The sequence below is a fragment of the Bradyrhizobium sp. 76 genome (assembly GCF_023073025.1).
Classification (GTDB): Bacteria; Pseudomonadota; Alphaproteobacteria; order Rhizobiales; family Xanthobacteraceae; genus Bradyrhizobium.
The window spans coordinates 562,601-576,576 of sequence record NZ_JADPIS010000149.1; the positions used below are offsets into that span (position 1 = coordinate 562,601).

The 13,976-nt window shown below is 65.1% G+C and carries 11 protein-coding genes and 2 pseudogenes; 10 read left to right on the top strand and 3 right to left on the bottom strand.

The window, feature by feature from the left end; all coding sequences use genetic code 11:
- Together IVB48_RS38150 and IVB48_RS38155 are read right to left on the bottom strand one after the other, a co-directional pair.
- Positions 1 to 1,197, bottom strand: coding sequence for an acetyl-CoA C-acyltransferase (locus tag IVB48_RS38150; protein WP_247408271.1), 1,197 nt, complete (start codon positions 1,195 to 1,197; stop codon positions 1 to 3).
- A gap of 142 nt (positions 1,198 to 1,339) precedes the next feature.
- Positions 1,340 to 2,110 carry an enoyl-CoA hydratase gene (locus IVB48_RS38155; RefSeq protein ID WP_247408274.1) on the bottom strand — a complete coding sequence of 257 codons (771 nt, stop codon included), beginning with the start codon at positions 2,108 to 2,110 and terminating at the stop codon, positions 1,340 to 1,342.
- A 147-nt stretch (positions 2,111 to 2,257) separates the two neighbouring features.
- On the opposite strand from IVB48_RS38155, the pseudogene IVB48_RS38160 reads away from it, so the two are divergent.
- Together IVB48_RS38160 and IVB48_RS38165 are read left to right on the top strand one after the other, a co-directional pair.
- A pseudogene (locus IVB48_RS38160) lies at positions 2,258 to 2,792 on the top strand (PaaI family thioesterase).
- Between the two features lie 59 nt (positions 2,793 to 2,851).
- The gene (locus IVB48_RS38165) at positions 2,852 to 3,472 is read left to right on the top strand and encodes a TetR family transcriptional regulator (protein WP_027569563.1); all 621 of its coding nucleotides are present in this window, start codon (positions 2,852 to 2,854) and stop codon (positions 3,470 to 3,472) included.
- Between the two features lie 112 nt (positions 3,473 to 3,584).
- On the opposite strand, the gene IVB48_RS38170 is transcribed toward IVB48_RS38165, so the two are convergent.
- The gene (locus tag IVB48_RS38170) at positions 3,585 to 4,493 is read right to left on the bottom strand and encodes a LysR family transcriptional regulator (RefSeq protein ID WP_247408276.1); all 909 of its coding nucleotides are present in this window, start codon (positions 4,491 to 4,493) and stop codon (positions 3,585 to 3,587) included.
- A gap of 101 nt (positions 4,494 to 4,594) precedes the next feature.
- Between IVB48_RS38170 and IVB48_RS38175 the strand changes: the two genes are divergently transcribed.
- From IVB48_RS38175 to IVB48_RS38210, 8 genes and pseudogenes are all read left to right on the top strand, one after another.
- Positions 4,595 to 6,091, top strand: a complete 1,497-nt coding sequence (locus tag IVB48_RS38175; protein ID WP_247408278.1) for a CoA-acylating methylmalonate-semialdehyde dehydrogenase — start codon at positions 4,595 to 4,597, stop codon at positions 6,089 to 6,091.
- Positions 6,092 to 6,210: 119 nt separating this feature from the next.
- Complete coding sequence (locus tag IVB48_RS38180; RefSeq protein WP_247408279.1) at positions 6,211 to 7,356, top strand: isobutyryl-CoA dehydrogenase; 1,146 nt, start codon at positions 6,211 to 6,213, stop codon at positions 7,354 to 7,356.
- The gene (locus tag IVB48_RS38185; protein WP_247408281.1) at positions 7,353 to 8,420 is read left to right on the top strand and encodes an enoyl-CoA hydratase/isomerase family protein; all 1,068 of its coding nucleotides are present in this window, start codon (positions 7,353 to 7,355) and stop codon (positions 8,418 to 8,420) included. Before IVB48_RS38180 ends, IVB48_RS38185 begins: the two co-directional genes overlap by 4 nt.
- 21 nt (positions 8,421 to 8,441) lie before the next feature.
- Positions 8,442 to 9,341 (top strand): annotated as a pseudogene (gene mmsB, locus IVB48_RS38190) (3-hydroxyisobutyrate dehydrogenase); the annotation flags it as partial.
- A complete protein-coding gene (locus IVB48_RS38195; RefSeq protein WP_247408283.1) occupies positions 9,341 to 11,059 on the top strand; it encodes an AMP-binding protein in 1,719 nt (572 codons plus the stop codon). The pseudogene mmsB and the gene IVB48_RS38195, both read left to right, overlap by 1 nt.
- Positions 11,060 to 11,539: a MaoC family dehydratase gene (locus IVB48_RS38200; protein WP_247286535.1), complete on the top strand. Its 480-nt coding sequence runs from the start codon at positions 11,060 to 11,062 to the stop codon at positions 11,537 to 11,539.
- A gap of 290 nt (positions 11,540 to 11,829) precedes the next feature.
- A complete protein-coding gene (locus IVB48_RS38205) occupies positions 11,830 to 12,747 on the top strand; it encodes an SDR family NAD(P)-dependent oxidoreductase (RefSeq protein ID WP_247408285.1) in 918 nt (305 codons plus the stop codon).
- Positions 12,744 to 13,970: a TIGR03862 family flavoprotein gene (locus IVB48_RS38210; RefSeq protein ID WP_256468946.1), complete on the top strand. Its 1,227-nt coding sequence runs from the start codon at positions 12,744 to 12,746 to the stop codon at positions 13,968 to 13,970. Before IVB48_RS38205 ends, IVB48_RS38210 begins: the two co-directional genes overlap by 4 nt.
- Positions 13,971 to 13,976: the final 6 nt, after the last annotated feature.

The window sequence follows — 13,976 nt, forward strand, 5'->3', positions numbered from 1 at the left end:
TCAGTGCGTCAAGCGTTCCACCGCTATCGCTGTGGCTTCGCCGCCGCCGATGCAGAGCGCCGCGACACCGCGCTTGAGGTTTCGCGCCTCGAGCGCATGCAGCAGCGTCACGATCAGCCGTGCGCCGGTGGCACCGATGGGATGGCCGAGCGCGCACGCGCCGCCGTTGATGTTGAGCTTCTCGCGGGGAATGCCGAGATCGCGCTGCGCCGCCATCGCCACCACGGCGAAGGCTTCGTTGATCTCGAACAGGTCGACGTCGTCGGCGCTCCAGCCGACTTTGTCCAAGAGCTTGCGGATCGCCGGGATCGGGGCCGTGGTGAACCATTGCGGCTCCTGGCTGTGGGTGGCGTGGCCCTTGATCACGGCGAGAGCCGGCAGGCCGTTGCGATCGGCGAGTGAGCGCTTCGTCAGCACCAGCGCAGCGGCGCCGTCGGCGTTGGCGGAGGAGGCCGCCGGCGTGATGGTGCCGTTGGCGCGGAACGCCGGCTTCAGCCCGGGGATCTTCGCGGGATCGACCTTGAGCGGATGCTCGTCATTAGCGACGATGCGGGGGCCTGCCTTCTCGCTCAGCGTGATCGGCGCGATCTCGGCCTTGAACGCGCCGCCCTCGACCGCCTTGCGCGCGCGGCTCAACGTTTCCATCGCGAAGGCGTCCTGGTCCTTGCGGGTGAACTGGTAGGCTTCGGCGGTGGCCTCGCCGAAATCGCCCATGGAGCGGCCGGTCTCGTAGGCGTCTTCAAGGCCGTCCATCATCATGTGGTCGATGATGCGGTCGTGGCCGGCGCGATAGCCGCCACGCGCCTTGGCGAGCAGATACGGCGCGTTGCTCATGCTCTCCATGCCGCCGGAGACGACGATCTCGGCCGAGCCGGCGCGAATGATGTCGTGCGCCAGCATGGTCGCTTTCATGCCGGAGCCGCAGACCTTGTTCACAGTGGTCGCCCCTGTGGCGTCGGCCAGGCCGGCCGCACGCGCAGCCTGGCGCGCCGGTGCCTGGCCCTGGCCCGCGGGAAGGACGCAGCCCATGAAGACCTCGTCGACCTTCTCCGGCGCAAGCTTGGCACGCTCGAGTGCCGCGCCGATCACGTGCGAACCGAGCTTGTGTGCGGGAAGCGGCGACAGCTCGCCCATGAAGCGCCCGAGCGGGCTACGGACGGCGGAGACGATGACGACGGGATCGGCGGCTTCGGCCATGGGGGAGACTCCCTACGATGTCGGACATGTAAGATTATGACCATCATATGATGCGGCGCAAAAAATGCAACTGCGTCCGGCATGAGAAAATCTTGTGGTTCGCATGAGATTTGGTCGTGCGAACGGAAAAGGTTGAGAGCGCCTACCGCTTCCGATTCACAAACGCGCCCATCAGCCGCGTCGGCTCGTCCGTCAGGAACGACTCGCCGAACACCTTCACGCTCAAATTCACCGACTCCGTCAGCGGCAGTTCCTCCCATTGCCGCAGCAGTGCTTTCTGCGAGCGCAGCGCCTCGGGGCCGCATTCGAGCAGCGCCTGCACAAGGTGCTCGACCTCGGCATCGAGCCCGCCTTCCGGCGCGACCTTGTCGACCAGCCCCCAGGCCAGCGCCGTCGACGCGTCGATGTTCTCAGCGGTCATCACCAGCCAGCGCGCGCGGGCCCAGCCGATCAGACGCGGCAGCAGCGCGGCATGGATCACTGAGGGAATGCCGACGCGCACCTCCGGCATGCCGAAATGCGCATCATGGGCTGCGATCCGGAAGTCGCAGGCGGCAGCGACTTCGAGCCCGCCGCCGAGGCACCAGCCGGGCATGCGCGCGATCATGGGAGCCGGGAAGGCGCGCACGGCCTCGCAGAGGTCGCGCAGGCGGCTGATGAAGGCTTCGGCGGACTTCTGGTCGAGCCTGGCCATCTCCTTGATGTCGGCGCCACCGATCATGCTCTTCTCGCTCTGGCCGCGCAGCACCACAACCCGGATGCTGCAATCGGACGAGAGCTGCTGCAAGCCTTCGCGAACCGCATCGGTGACGGGCGAGCCCAAAATGTTCAGCGAGCCGGCATTGCAGATCGCGACATGAACGACGCCGCGCGCATCGCGCGTCACGCCGCAGTGGTGGTTGAGCATTTCCATGAGGGGATCTCTGAGTTCGTGGACGCGCGAATACGCCTGTCGGGATCACTTCCGGGCCGAAACGCCTTGCTTGTCAAGCGGGCGGGAAGGAGTTGCCAGCGCGAAGTCCGCAGAATAGTATGATGGAAATCATACCAAGGGGCCGCGATGACCAGCAACGATCAACTCGACCTGTTTTCGCCTGCGGGCCGGCGCGAGCGGGTGGTGGAGTGGCAGGTGCCTGCGCCGGTCGCGAAAGTGGCGATGGGCCTGTCAGGCATGGATGCGATGCTGGGTATCCGCGACGGACGGTTACCGCCGCCCCCCTTTGCCAAGCTGATCGGCTTCGTCATGGCCGTGGTCGAGCCGGGCCGGATCGTCATGGAACTCGAGCCGCGCGAGGATCTCGAAAACACCATAGGCCTCCTGCACGGGGCCACAGCCGCCGCGCTGCTCGACACGGGGGTGTGCGATCTCGACCAGGCTGGAGCCCGGGCAGGGCTCCGTCACCCTCGATCTGAAAATGACCTTCCTGCGTCCGCTCTCGGTCCGGTCCGGGCTGATCGCCGCCGAGGGTAAGGTGATCAAGCTGGGACGCCAGATCAGCTACACCGAGGGCTTCGTCCGCGACGGTAAGCGGGCGCTTGCGGTGCACGCAACGGCGACCTTTTCCATGATCGGCAACAATTTTACCGGGAATTAATGCGCCGTCCTGCCGATATCCGTGTTATTAGATGACCTCCGACATCCAATGAGATCCGCATGCGCTATTCTCGGGAACACAAGCAGGAAACCCACGACCGCATCGTGAAGAAGGCCTCCGTGCGGCTGCGCGAAAAGGGCGCCCACGGCATCGGCGTCGCCGACCTCATGAAGGAGGCGGGCCTGACCCATGGCGGCTTCTACGCCCATTTCGATTCCCGCGAGGCGCTCGTGATCGAGGCGTTCGACTACGCCATGGATCGCTCGATGGAGCACTGGCGCAAGCAATCTGATCAGGTCGCGCCGGAGAAGCAGCTCCCCCAGATCGTGGAGACCTATCTCTCGACGGTGCATCGCGACAACCCCGGTCACGGTTGCTCGATTCCCGCGCTCGGCGCCGAGATCGCCCGGGAGAGCCCGAAGACGCGAAAGGCCTTTGCGGGCAAGCTCGACGAGATGATCGAGATGATCACGGACTTCATCCCGAATCTGCCGCGCAAGGCCGCGCGCAAGCAGGCGATCGCGACGCTGGCGACCATGGCCGGCACCATGCTGCTCGCGCGCATTGCCGGCTCGAGCGAGCTGTCGGACGAGGTGTTGAAGACGGGCAAGGACAGTGCGCTCGATGGCGCGCGGCGTGAGCCGAAGGTAACGGCGGCGAAGAAGCCGAAGCAGAGTTAGGCCGAGGTGCCGTAGGGTGGGCAAAAGCGAAGCGTGCCCACCATCCAACCGCGAGTGTGGAGACATGTGGGCACGGCGCTAGGGCGGCCTTGCCCAACCTACGAGACCGTCCTTACTTTCCCGCAAACAGCGCCCGCTCGCGCTCCACAATCTCGGAAATATAATCCGCCACCGCGCGGATGCGTGCGAGGTCCTTGCTGTCGGCGTGCATCAGCATCCAGAAGGTGCGGGTGATCGAGACCTCTTCCGCCAGCACCGCAAGCAGCTGCGGATAGTCGGCCGCCATGAAGTGCGGCAGGACGGCGATACCGAAGCCGGCGAGCGTGGCATTGAGTTGTGCGATCAGATTGGCGCTGCGCAAGCGTGCGGAGACCTTCGGCGACACCTGCGGCAGATAGTCGAGCTCGGGCGTGAACAAGAGCTCCTCGATATAGCCGACGAAGCGATGCTGCGGCAGCACCTCGCGCGAGGTGATTTTCGGGAAGCGGTCGAGATAGGCGGGCGCGGCATAGAGTCCGAGGCGGTAGTCGAGCAGTTTGCGGCCGACGATGCGGCCTTCCTTCGGCATGGTCAGGCTGATCGCGATATCGGCCTCGCGCTTGGAGAGGCTGAACAGCCGCGCGGTGGCCACCAGTTGCAAATCGAGATCGGGATACCGGTCGGCGAACTGAGCGAGCCGGGGCGCCAGGAAGGCGGTGCCAAATCCGTCTGGCGCACCGATCCGCACCGTGCCGGTCAGCCGCGCCACGGAGCCACCGACCTGCTCCTGGTTGGCGACGATGGTCGATTCCATGGCTTCCGCGCTGTCGGCGACGCGCTGGCCGGCCTCTGTCAGCAGGTAGCCGGTCTTGCGCCGGTCAAACAGCTTGGCCGAGAGGTGCTTCTCCAGCCGGTCGACGCGGCGGATGACGGTAGCATGGTCGACGCCGAGCTGTTTTCCCGCAGCCGAAACCGAGCCGCCCCGCACGATGGCCAGCACGAAGCGGAAGTCGTCCCAGTCGATAGCGCCTTGATCCAGCATTTTCGCACATCTATGGTGCATTATCTCAGACTTGAATCCTATAAAATGCAGGTCGATAGGATTTGTCAAAGCGTTCAAGCTCGCCTTAAGGAGACCATTCCATGCGTTCAGTCGGACATTTCATTGGTGGCAAGGAGGTCAAGGGCACCTCGGGCCGCACCGCCGACGTTTTCGAGCCGATGACGGGTGACGTCCAGGCCAAGGTGGCGCTGGCGTCCAAGGCCGAGGTCCGCGCCGCCGTCGAGAACGCCCGCTCCGCGCAGCCGGAATGGGCCGCGACCAACCCGCAGCGCCGCGCCCGCGTCATGATGAAGTTCGTCGAGCTGGTGCAGCGCGACTACGACAAGCTCGCCGAGTTGCTCGCCCGCGAGCATGGCAAGACCGTTCCTGACGCCAAGGGCGACATCCAGCGCGGCCTCGAAGTCGCGGAATTTGCCTGCGGCATCCCGCATCTGATGAAGGGCGAATACACCGAAGGCGCCGGTCCCGGCATCGACATCTACTCCATGCGCCAGGCGCTCGGCGTCGTCGCCGGCATCACGCCGTTCAATTTCCCGGCGATGATCCCGATGTGGAAGTTCGCGCCTGCGATTGCCTGCGGCAACGCCTTCATCCTGAAGCCGTCGGAGCGCGATCCCGGCGTGCCGATGATGCTCGCGGAGCTGATGATCGAGGCGGGCCTGCCGGCCGGCATCCTCAACGTCGTCAACGGCGACAAGGAAGCGGTCGACGCCATCCTCGACGATCCCGATATCAAGGCCGTCGGCTTCGTCGGCTCCACTCCGATCGCGCAATACATCTACGAGCGCGCAGCCCAAACCGGCAAGCGCTGCCAGTGTTTTGGCGGCGCCAAGAACCACGCCATCATCATGCCCGACGCCGACATGGACCAGGCGGTCGACGCACTGATCGGCGCCGGCTACGGTTCGGCCGGCGAACGCTGCATGGCGGTGTCCGTCGCGGTCCCCGTCGGCAAGTCCACTGCCGACCGCTTGATGGAAAAGCTGGTCCCGCGCGTCGAGTCGCTCAAGATCGGCACCTCGATCGATCCGTCCGCCGATTACGGTCCGCTGGTGACGCGCGAGGCGGTCGAGAAGGTCAAGGGCTATATCGACATCGGCATCAAGGAAGGTGCGACGCTCGCGGTCGACGGCCGCGGCTTCAAGATGCAGGGCTACGAGAACGGCTTCTATCTCGGCGGTTCGCTGTTCGACAACGTCACGAAGGACATGCGGATCTACAAGGAAGAGATTTTTGGTCCCGTGCTCTCGGTCGTGCGCGCGCACGATTACAAGGAAGCGCTGGCGCTGCCGTCGGAGCATGATTACGGCAACGGCGTTGCGATCTTCACCCGCGACGGCGATGCCGCGCGCGACTTCGCGGCCAAGGTCAATGTCGGCATGGTCGGCATCAACGTGCCGATCCCGGTGCCGATCGCCTATTACACCTTCGGCGGCTGGAAGAAGTCGGGCTTCGGCGATCTCAACCAGCACGGCCCGGATTCGGTGCGCTTCTACACCAAGACCAAGACGGTGACCTCGCGCTGGCCGTCCGGCGTCAAGGAAGGCGCGGAGTTCTCGATCCCGCTGATGAAGTAAGGCTGTAGCCCAGCCCGTCATTGCGAGCGTAGCGAAGCAATCCAGACTTTCTCCTCGGACCCACTGGATTGCTTCGTCGCTTCGCTCCTCGCAATGACGAGAACAGTGAGCAGCGCAACATGCAGTTCGCTCTGAACGAGGATCAGATCGCGGTTCGCGACATGGCGTTGGCGTTTGCGGCGGAAAAGATCGCGCCGCACGCGCTTCGTTGGGACGAGGAGAAGCATTTTCCCGTCGAGGTGATGCGCGAGGCAGCAGCGCTCGGCATGGGCGGCATCTATATCCGCGACGATGTCGGCGGTTCCGCGATGTCGCGGTTCGATGCCGCGCTGATCTTCGAGGCGCTGGCAACGGGCTGTCCGACCACCTCGGCCTTCATCTCCATCCACAACATGGCGTCCTGGATGATCGATGCCTACGGCAGCGACACCCAGCGCCACACCTGGCTGCCCAAGCTCTGCACCATGGAGCTGATCGCGAGCTACTGCCTCACCGAGCCCGGCGCCGGCTCGGACGCGGCAGCGCTCCGCACCCGCGCCGTGCACGACGGCGACCATTACGTGCTCAACGGCCAGAAGCAGTTCATCTCCGGCGCCGGCGGGACCGATCTGCTGGTCGCGATGGTCCGCACCGGTGGCGACGGTCCGGGCGGCATCTCGACGCTCGTGATCGACGGCAGGACTCCGGGCGTCTCTTTCGGCGCCAACGAGCGCAAGATGGGCTGGAACGCGCAGCCGACCCGCGCCGTCATCTTCGAGAACGCGCGCGTTCCGGTTGCCAATCGCTTGAGCGAGGAGGGCGTCGGCTTCAAGATCGCGATGGCGGGCCTCGACGGCGGGCGTCTCAACATCACGGCGTGCTCACTCGGCGGCGCGCAGACCGCGCTCGACAAGGCGCGCGCCTACATGAAGGAGCGCAAGGCCTTCGGAAAGCGCCTCGACGAATTCCAGGCGCTGCAATTCAAGCTCGCCGACATGGCGATCGAGCTCGAGGCCGCGCGCACCTTCCTGTGGCGCGCCGCCGCGGCGCTCGATCGGAAGGATCCCGACGCCACGATGCTCTGCGCGATGGCCAAACGCTTTGGCACCGATGCCGGCTTCGAGGTCGCCAACCAGGCGCTCCAGCTTCATGGCGGCTACGGCTATCTCAGCGAATACGGCATCGAGAAGATCGTGCGAGATTTGCGCGTGCACCAGATTCTCGAAGGCACCAATGAAATCATGCGGCTGATCGTGGCGCGCAAATTGATCGAGGGCGCGCGATGAGTGGAGTGGAGGAGGGCGATCTGGTCGCACGGGTCGAGGGCTCGGCCGGCATTATCAGGCTCAACCGCCCGAAGGCGATCAACGCCGTCACGCTGGAGATGTTTCGCGACATCGACAGGGCGCTCGACCGTTTTCAGACCGATCCAGCCGTTGCCGTGATCGTGCTGGAAGGTGCCGGCGAGCGCGGCCTGTGTGCCGGCGGCGACATCCGTGCGCTCTGGGAGAGTTCGAAGATCGACGGCGATCTCGGCAAGATCCTGTGGCGGGAAGAGTACATCCTCAACGCGCGGATCAAGAAATTCCCAAAACCCTATGTCGCCTTCATGGACGGCATCGTGATGGGCGGCGGCGTCGGGCTTTCGGCACATGCGAGCCATCGAATCGTGACCGATCGCACCAGGCTCGCGATGCCCGAGGTCGGGCTTGGCTTCTTCCCTGACGTCGGCGGCACCTGGCTGTTGTCACGCTCGCCGGACGAGATCGGCACTTATTTCGGCCTGACCGGCCAGACCATGAACGGCCCCGATGCGATCCACGCCAGGTTTGCCGATGCAGTGGTGCCGGCAGCCAAATGGCCGGAATTGCGGGAAGCGCTGACCAAGGTTCGCCAAGGCGTCACAGCGGCCGATGTCAGTAAGCTCATCAACGGCTTCGCGACCGGGGAGACCGCTGGGCCGGTCGCCGCGAAGGAGCCGGCGATCGACGCACTGTTCGGCTTCGACCGCATGGAAGACATTTTCGCCGCGCTCAAGCGCGACGGTTCCGAGTTCGCGCTGGCGACATTGAAGACGCTCAACGAAAAATCGCCGCGCGGCATGGTGGTGACGCTCAAGCTGCTGCGGCTCGCGCGCACCGCGTCGAGCCTGGAAGAATGCCTGGTGCGCGAATATCGGGCTGCGTTGGAAGTCTTCCGCAGCGACGACTTTCGCGAAGGCGTGCGCGCCGCCGTGATCGACAAGGACCGCAATCCGACCTGGTCGCCGTCGCGGATCGAGGACGTCACGCCGGACATGCTTGCGCACTATCTCGCCGAGATCGGCGCCGACGAATTGAAGTTCAACTAATCAACGAAACGTTCAGCGGAGGAAACCAAGATGGCCACGATCGCATTCATCGGTCTCGGCAACATGGGCGGCCCCATGGCCGCCAATCTGGTCAAGGCCGGCCACAAGGTCGTCGCTTTCGACCTCGCCGAGGCCTCCCGCAACCAGGCCAAGGCCGACGGTGCCGGCATCGCCGAGAGCGCCGCGGGCGCGGTGAAAGACGCCGATGTCGTTGTCACCATGCTGCCGGCCGGCAAGCATGTGCTCGGCGTGTGGGGCGAGGTCGTTCCTGTCATGACCAAGGGCGCGCTGATCATCGACTCCTCCACCATCGACGTCGAGAGCGCGCGGCATGCGCATGCGCTCGCGGCCAAGCACGGCGTGCTTTCGGTCGATGCGCCGGTCTCCGGCGGCACCGGGGGTGCCAAGGGTGCGACGCTCACCTTCATGTGTGGCGGCGAGGACAAGGCGTTTGCAGCGGCAAAGCCCGTGCTGGAGAACATGGGCAAGAAGATCGTGCATTGCGGTGGTGCCGGCGCGGGCCAAGCCGCAAAAATCTGCAACAACATGATCCTCGGCATTTCCATGATCGCGGTGAGCGAGGCGTTCGCGCTGGCTGAGAAGCTCGGGCTCTCGCATCAGGCGCTGTTCGACGTCGCCTCGACCTCGTCGGGCCAGTGCTGGTCGCTGACGACCTATTGCCCGGTGCCCGGGCCGGTGCCGACCTCGCCCGCCAACAACGATTACAAGCCGGGCTTTGCCTCGGCGCTGATGGTGAAGGATTTGACGCTGGCGCAGGACGCCGCCAAGGCCGCGGGCGCGGCAACGCCGCTCGGCAAACATGCGCAGGAGATCTATCAGTCATTCGACGCAGCCGGCCAGGGCGGGGTGGATTTTTCCGGAATTATCAAGCACGTTAGGGGGCTGGCCGGGAAAGCTTGATGACGACATTTCAGGAAGCGCGCGCGTTTCTGCTTCACAACCGCACGGACTACGAGACAGCGGTCAAGGGCTTCCGCTGGCCCGATCCTGTTCCCTTCAATTGGGCACTCGACTGGTTCGATGCCGAGCTGGCGGCGAATGCGGACAGCAAGGATCGTCCTGCGCTCTGGATCGTCGATGCCGCGCAGGACCGGCAGACCAAGCTCTCGTTCGGGGCGTTGTCGCGCCGCTCCAACCAGGTCGCGAACTTCCTCCGCGCGCAGGGCCTCAAGCGCGGCGATCATCTCCTGCTGCTGCTCGGCAATGTGGTTCCGCTGTGGGAGACGATGCTGGCCGCGATCAAGCTCGGCGTCGTCGTAATTCCCGCGACGACGCTGCTCACGGCCGATGAACTTCGCGACCGGCTCGATCGCGGCCAGGCGAAGGCGGTGGTGGCAGCGCAGGACCAGGTTGCGAAGTTCGCAAGTCTTGGTGCCGACAATATCGTCCGCATTGTCATGGGCGAGGCCTCCGATGGCTGGCTCTCCTATGATGACGCGGCAGAAGCGTCGGAGAGCTTTGCAGCCGACGGCCCGACCAACGCCGACGACCCGATGCTGCTCTATTTCACCTCGGGCACCACCGCAAAGCCAAAATTGGTGCGGCACAGCCAGCGCAGTTACCCCGTCGGCCATCTCTCGACCATGTACTGGATCGGACTGAAGCCCGGCGACGTCCATCTCAATATCTCTTCGCCCGGCTGGGCCAAGCACGCCTGGAGCTGCTTCTTCGCGCCGTGGAATGCGGGCGCAACCGTCTTTGTGGTCAACCAGCCGCGCTTCGACGCCAAGGGGCTGCTTGCCACCATCGGCCGCTGCGGTGTCACAACGCTGTGCGCGCCGCCGACGGTGTGGCGGCTGTTCATCCAGGAGAACTTGGCGTCGTTCAAGGTGGCCTTGCGCGAGGTCTGCGGTGCCGGCGAGCCGCTCAATCCGGAAGTGATCGATCAGGTGCAGGCCGCCTGGGGCCTCACCATCCGCGACGGGTACGGCCAGACTGAAACGACGGCGCTCGCCGGCAACTCGCCGGGGCAAAAGATCAAGGTCGGCTCGATGGGCCGACCGCTGCCGGGCTATCGCGTGCAGGTCAGCGACGCCGACGGTCATCCGGCCAAGGAGGGCGAGGTGGCTCTGGTGCTCGGCGAAAACCGCCCCGCCGGCCTGATGCAGGGCTATCAGGGCGACAACGGTGAGCTGTCCGGCGCCGAAGGCGAGCTCTATCGCAGCGGTGACGTCGTGTTCGAGGACGACGATGGCTATCTCACTTTCGTCGGCCGCTCCGACGACGTGTTCAAATCGTCCGACTACCGCATCAGCCCGTTCGAGTTGGAGAGCGTGTTGCTCGAGCACGAGCTCGTCGCGGAAGCCGCCGTGGTACCAAGCCCGGATCCGATCCGGCTCGCGATCCCCAAGGCCTTTGTGCTGCTGACAGCCGGCGCGGAGCGCTCGCCGGAAACCGCGCTCTCCATCTTCAGGCATCTGCATACGCGCCTTGCGCCGTTCAAGCGCATCCGCCGCCTCGAGATCGTCACGGAGCTGCCGAAGACGATCTCGGGAAAGATCCGCCGCGTTCAGCTCAGACGTCTCGAGCGTGACGACGACCGCAACGATCCCCTGCGCGGCCGGGAATTCCGCGAAGAGGATTTTCCGGAGCTGCCGAAAACACGGAGTGAGACCTAAGTGAACGAAGTCTGGAAGAAGCCGCCGATCACGCTTCAGGCCTATCAGGCCATGGTCGGCAAGGAGATCGGCGTGTCGTCGTGGCACATGGTCGATCAGCCCCGCATCGACACCTATGCCGACGTGATCGAGGATCACCAGTTCATTCACGTCGATCCGGAGCGTGCGAAGAAGGAGACGGCGTTCGGCACCACCATCGCGCACGGTTTCCTGACGATGTCGCTGCTGTCGATCATGTCCTACGAGGTGATGCCCGTCATCGCGGGCACCACGATGGGGGTCAATTACGGTTTCGACAAGCTGCGTTTCATCTCGCCGGTGCGCTCGGGCAAGCGCGTTCGCGGCCGTTTCGTGCTGGCGGAAGCCAAGCTGCGCAAGCCGAATGAATTGCAGTCGCGCACCAACGTCACCGTGGAGATCGAAGGCGAGGACAAGCCCGCGCTGGTCGCGGACTGGCTTGGGTTGATCTATTTCGCCTGACGCTAACAGTTGTTGCCGGGCTTGACCCGGCAACCCAACGCTGCTCAAAAGCTGTTCAAATCGCTCGCGAAACTTTCTCACCCTCTCCCCCTGCGGGAGAGGGTGGCTTCGCGGAACGCGAAGCCGGGTGAGGGGTATCCCTCCACGAGCTCCGCTGTCGATGGAGACCCCTTATCCGGCGCCGCAGCCAACGCTACGCGTTGGTGTTTTAACTGGGAACGGCGGCCGTTGGCCGCCTATACCACCTTCTCCCACAAGGGGAGAAGGAAGAAGAAGCAGGAACTGCACTCATGGCAATCAGGTTCGACGGACGCGTCGCCATCGTCACCGGCGCGGGCAATGGTCTGGGGCGCGCGCATGCGCTGGGATTGGCGAGCCGCGGCGCCAAAGTCGTGGTCAACGATTTCGGCGGCGCGCGCGATGGCAGCGGCGGTTCGCTGTCGCCGGCGGAAGCCGTGGTCGAGGAGATACGTAAAGCGGGCGGCATCGCCATGGCCGACGGCGCCGACGTCTCCAATTTCGAGCAGGTCACGGCGATGGTTGAGCGCGCCACCAAGGAGTGGGGCAGCGTCGACCTCTTGTGTGCCAATGCCGGCATTTTGCGCGACAAATCGTTCGGCAAGATGGAAGCGGCCGATTTCCAGAAGGTGCTCGACGTGCATCTCGTCGGCACCTTCTATTGCTGCAAGGCGGCCTGGGCCGGCATGCGCGATCGCAACTACGGCCGCATCGTGCTGACGACGTCGTCCTCCGGCCTCTACGGCAATTTCGGCCAGGCCAATTATGGTGCGGCCAAGTCCGGCATGGTCGGCCTGATGAACGTGCTGGCCGAAGAGGGCCGCAAGGCCGACATCCGCGTCAACATCATCTCGCCGACGGCGGCAACCCGCATGACGGAAGAGCTGCTGCCGCCGCAGGCGTTGCAATTGATGAAGCCGAACGCGATCACGCCCGCGGTCGAGTACATGCTAAGCGAGGACGCGCCGACGCGCACCATCATGGGCGCTGGCGCCGGCTCGTTCGCGGTGATCAAGATCGTCGAGAGCGAAGGCATCAACCTGCCGGAGTCCGAGTGGACGCCGGACGCGGTCGCGGCGCATTTCGCAGAGATCAGCGACATGTCGAAGGCGAAGGCGTTGCAGGGAGCTTTCGAACAGACGCAGAAATACGTCGCCCAGGCCGCTGCGCGCGCTGGGGTAAAACTCTGACAGCCGTCGCCGTCATCGGGGCCGGCCCTGCCGGTCTGATGGCGGCCGAAGTGCTCGCGCAGGGCGGTGCTCGTGTCACGGTCCATGACGGGATGCCGTCCGCGGGCCGCAAATTCCTGATGGCCGGCCGCGGCGGCCTCAATCTCACCCACAGCGAACCGCTGCCGCAGTTCATGGCGCGCTACCGCGACGCGGCGCCGAGATTGCAGGCCGCGATCGAAGCGTTTCCGCCTGACGCGCTGCGCGCCTGGAGCGAGGCGCTGGGCGAGCCGACCTTTGTCGGCTCCAGCGGGCGTGTGTTTCCGAAAGCGTTCAAGGCCTCGCCGTTGCTGCGGGCTTGGCTACGACGCCTCGATGCCGCCGGCGTCCGCTTTGCCTTTCGCCAGCGCTGGATGGGCTGGGACCGGAACGGACGGCTGGTCTTTGACACATCCGGCAGTGGCGCCACGATCGCAGCGGACGCGACAGTGCTGGCACTCGGCGGCGCCAGCTGGCCGCGACTGGGCTCCGATGGCGGCTGGACGACGATCCTGGCCGACAAAGGCGTTGCGATCTCGCCGCTGCGGCCGGCGAACTCCGGCTTCACCGTCGACTGGTCGGAAATCTTCCGCACACGCTTCGAAGGCCAGCCGCTCAAGGGCATCACGCTGTCCTTCGGCCCGCAGCGCGTGCGCGGCGAGGCTATGATCACAAGCGGCGGGATCGAGGGCGGGGCGATCTATGCACTATCGGCCGAACTGCGCGAGGCGATCGCGGCGAACGGCGAAGCGGTCCTGCAGGTCGGTTTGCGGCCGGATGTCGATCATGGCGAACTCGTCAAGCGCCTGTCCGCCTCGCGCGGCAAGCAATCCTTCTCCAACTTCCTGCGCAAGGCTGCGCAGCTGTCGCCGGTCGCGGTCGGGCTGCTGCAGGAAGCCGCCATCGGTGCTGGCCAGTCGTTGTCGGCAATGTCGGCTGAACAATTGGCGGAGCTCATCAACGCCGTGCCGATCAAGCTCATAGGCGTCGCGCCGACCGCGCGCGCGATCTCCAGCGCCGGCGGGATTTCCTTCGACGAGCTCGACGCCGACTTCATGATCCGCAAGCTGCCGGGCGTCTTCGTGGCCGGTGAGATGCTGGACTGGGAGGCGCCGACGGGTGGCTATCTGCTCCAGGCCTCGTTCGCGACGGGAGCTGCGGCGGGTAGTGGCGTGTTGCGACGGCTCGCCCAATTGTCGCCCTGACCATCC

Coding starts and splice junctions, on each gene's coding strand:
- IVB48_RS38185 (WP_247408281.1), top strand. CDS start 7,353: ATGAGTGGAGTGGAGGAGGGCGATCTGGTCGCACGGGTCGAGGGCTCG.
- IVB48_RS38180 (WP_247408279.1), top strand. CDS start 6,211: ATGCAGTTCGCTCTGAACGAGGATCAGATCGCGGTTCGCGACATGGCG.
- IVB48_RS38150 (WP_247408271.1), bottom strand. CDS start 1,197: ATGGCCGAAGCCGCCGATCCCGTCGTCATCGTCTCCGCCGTCCGTAGC.
- IVB48_RS38175 (WP_247408278.1), top strand. CDS start 4,595: ATGCGTTCAGTCGGACATTTCATTGGTGGCAAGGAGGTCAAGGGCACC.
- IVB48_RS38165 (WP_027569563.1), top strand. CDS start 2,852: ATGCGCTATTCTCGGGAACACAAGCAGGAAACCCACGACCGCATCGTG.
- IVB48_RS38195 (WP_247408283.1), top strand. CDS start 9,341: ATGACGACATTTCAGGAAGCGCGCGCGTTTCTGCTTCACAACCGCACG.
- IVB48_RS38155 (WP_247408274.1), bottom strand. CDS start 2,110: ATGGAAATGCTCAACCACCACTGCGGCGTGACGCGCGATGCGCGCGGC.
- IVB48_RS38205 (WP_247408285.1), top strand. CDS start 11,830: ATGGCAATCAGGTTCGACGGACGCGTCGCCATCGTCACCGGCGCGGGC.
- IVB48_RS38170 (WP_247408276.1), bottom strand. CDS start 4,493: ATGCTGGATCAAGGCGCTATCGACTGGGACGACTTCCGCTTCGTGCTG.